Source organism: Moorella mulderi DSM 14980 (assembly GCF_001594015.1).
Lineage (GTDB): Bacteria > Bacillota > DSM-521 > Neomoorellales > Neomoorellaceae > Neomoorella > Neomoorella mulderi.
The window spans coordinates 1-3,122 of sequence record NZ_LTBC01000035.1 but is presented as its reverse complement, the minus strand read 5'-3'; the positions used below and the strand labels follow the sequence as shown (position 1 = coordinate 3,122).

At 54.7% G+C, this 3,122-nt stretch carries 1 tRNA gene and 2 rRNA genes; all 3 read left to right on the top strand.

The annotated features are described in order from the left end of the window. Window positions 1-17: 17 nt before the first annotated feature. Window positions 18-2,731 (top strand): 23S ribosomal RNA (locus MOMUL_RS15430). Window positions 2,732-2,809: 78 nt separating this feature from the next. After that, window positions 2,810-2,924: ribosomal RNA gene (gene rrf, locus MOMUL_RS15050) — 5S ribosomal RNA — on the top strand. Window positions 2,925-2,977: 53 nt separating this feature from the next. Next, window positions 2,978-3,052: transfer RNA gene (locus MOMUL_RS15045), tRNA-Asn, on the top strand. Window positions 3,053-3,122 lie beyond the last annotated feature (70 nt).

The following is a 3,122-nucleotide window of genomic DNA, read 5'->3' as shown; positions in this document are numbered from 1 at the left end:
GAAAGTTGCGGGAAATAGTTCAAGAGCGACATTGAGTGGTCAAAGGTTCCATTGAGTGCTGGGTGATGGCGTACTTTTTGTAGAACGGGCCGGCGAGTTACGTTAACGAGCGAGGTTAAGGGGAAGACCCGGAGCCGGAGCGAAAGCGAGTCTGAAGAGGGCGACAAGTTCGTTAACGTAGACCCGAAACCGGGTGATCTACCCATGGGCAGGGTGAAGCGAGATTAAACTTTCGTGGAGGCCCGAACCGACCGGCGTTGAAAAGCCGGCGGATGACCTGTGGGTAGGGGTGAAATGCCAATCGAACCCGGAGATAGCTGGTTCTCCCCGAAATAGCTTTAGGGCTAGCCTCAAAGGGAGCTTAACGGAGGTAGAGCACTGATAAGGCTAGGGGCCTTACCAGGTTACCGAACCTTTTCAAACTCCGAATGCCGTTAAGACAACTTTGGGAGTCAGACTGCGGGTGCAAAGATTCGTAGTCGAGAGGGAAACAGCCCAGACCAACAGCTAAGGTCCCAAAAGACGGGCTAAGTGGGAAAGGATGTAGAGTTGCTTAAACAACCAGGATGTTGGCTTAGAAGCAGCCATCATTTAAAGAGTGCGTAATAGCTCACTGGTCGAGTGACTCTGCGCCGAAAATGTAGCGGGGCTCAAGCCCGTTACCGAAGCTTTGGGAACTGAGTGCACCACTGGTGCAGCAGTTCGGTAGGGGAGCGTTCTGTAAGCGTCGAAGCTGTACCGTAAGGAGCAGTGGAGCTTACAGAAGAGAGAATGCCGGCATAAGTAAGCGAGAAGGCAGGTGAGAATCCTGCCCGCCGAAAACCTAAGGGTTCCTGGGGAAGGCTCGTCCACCCAGGGTAAGTCGGGACCTAAGCCGAGGCGGAGAGCGTAGGCGATGGGCAATCGGTTGAAATTCCGATACCACCTGGAGGCCGTTAACAGGATGGGGTGACGCAGGAGGGTAGACACAGCGCACCGTTGGTTGTGTGCGTCCAAGCCAGTAGGGAGTGAGGCAGGCAAATCCGTCTCACACACATCCTGAGAGGTGACGGGGAGCGAAATTAAAGTAGCGAACTGGTCGAACCCAGACTGCCAAGAAAAGCCTCTAACGAGGACTCCGGGTGCCCGTACCGCAAACCGACACAGGTAGGTGGGGAGAGGATCCCGAGGCGCGCGAGCGAACCTTCGTTAAGGAACTCGGCAAAATGACCCCGTAACTTCGGGAGAAGGGGTACCCCGTTAGGGTGATAGTAAAGACTTACTGGAGCCCGAGGGGGTCGCAGAGAAGTGGCCCAGGCGACTGTTTACCAAAAACACAGGTGCCTGCTAAAGCGGAAGCTGAAGTATAGGTGCTGACGCCTGCCCGGTGCTGGAAGGTTAAGGGGAAGGGTTATCCAGCACTCAACTCTGCGTATTGAAGCAGGAGGTAGCTATGTGTATTACGTGTATGTGTTAAAGAATGAAGAAGGAGAGCTCTATATAGGTCAAACAAGTGACCTCAAGGCTCGACTAAAAGCACATAACGAAGAGAAGAACCGTTCCACAAGAAGACATCGATGGGAAGTAGTATACTACGAAGCCTATAAAGCAAAAGAGGATGCGTTCGATAGGGAACGGCAACTGAAAAAGCATGGCCAGGCAAAACGCTGGCTGAAGCAGCGCATAGCAAGGAGCCTGCAAAGCAGTACGTAGAGTTGAGTGCTGGAGAAGCTCTGAACCGAAGCCCCAGTAAACGGCGGCCGTAACTATAACGGTCCTAAGGTAGCGAAATTCCTTGTCGGGTAAGTTCCGACCCGCACGAAAGGCGTAACGATCTGGGCGCTGTCTCAACGAAGGGCTCGGTGAAATTGTAGTACCCGTGAAGATGCGGGTTACCTGCGATAGGACAGTAAGACCCCGTGGAGCTTTACTGTAGCCTGACATTGGGTTTTGGTGTTTCATGTACAGGATAGGTGGGAGGCAGCGAACCACTGCCGCCAGGTAGTGGGGAGCCGACGGTGGGATACCACTCTTGAAGCACTGAAATTCTAACCCGGGGCCGTGAACCGGTCTGGGGACAGTGTCAGGTGGGCAGTTTGACTGGGGCGGTCGCCTCCTAAAAGGTAACGGAGGCGCCCAAAGGTTCCCTCAGCGCGGATGGAAATCGCGCGTAGAGTGCAAAGGCAGAAGGGAGCTTGACTGCGAGACCGACGGGTCGAGCAGGGACGAAAGTCGGGCTTAGTGATCCGGTGGTCCCGAGTGGAAGGGCCATCGCTCAACGGATAAAAGCTACCCCGGGGATAACAGGCTTATCCCGCCCAAGAGTCCACATCGACGGCGGGGTTTGGCACCTCGATGTCGGCTCATCGCATCCTGGGGCTGAAGTAGGTCCCAAGGGTTGGGCTGTTCGCCCATTAAAGCGGTACGTGAGCTGGGTTCAGAACGTCGTGAGACAGTTCGGTCCCTATCCATCGCAGGCGGAGGAAACTTGAGAGGAGCTGTCCCTAGTACGAGAGGACCGGGATGGACAGACCGCTGGTGTACCAGCTGTCCCGCCAGGGGCACCGCTGGGTAGCCAAGTCTGGAAGGGATAAGCGCTGAAAGCATCTAAGCGCGAAGCCCACCTCAAGATGAGGTTTCCCATGGCATAAGCCAGTAAGACCCCTGGAAGACTACCAGGTAGATAGGCCGGGAGTGTAAGGGGGGTAACCCCTTGAGCGGACCGGTACTAATCGGTCGAGGGCTTGACCATAAAGATTAGCGTGGGTAAAACGTCAACCTCGCTGGGTAGTTTTGAGAGAACAAAGAACAACAAAAGTGACAAAAGATTTCTGGTGGTAATAGCGGAGGGGAAACACCCGTTCCCATCCCGAACACGGCAGTTAAGCCCTCCAGCGCCGATGGTACTGGGGAGTATTCCCCGGGAGAGTAGGACACTGCCAGGAAGTTTTTCCAAAAGAGAGCATGGAGAAAAAATCTCCATGCTCTCCCTATACATTCCTCGGTAGCTCAATGGTAGAGCGCCCGGCTGTTAACCGGGTGGTTGCAGGTTCGAGCCCTGCCCGGGGAGCCATTCCCCTCAACCCCTGTTAGGTTAACCCTAGCAGGGGCCTTTTTGTTGCTAAATAATTCTTGCCTCCAGG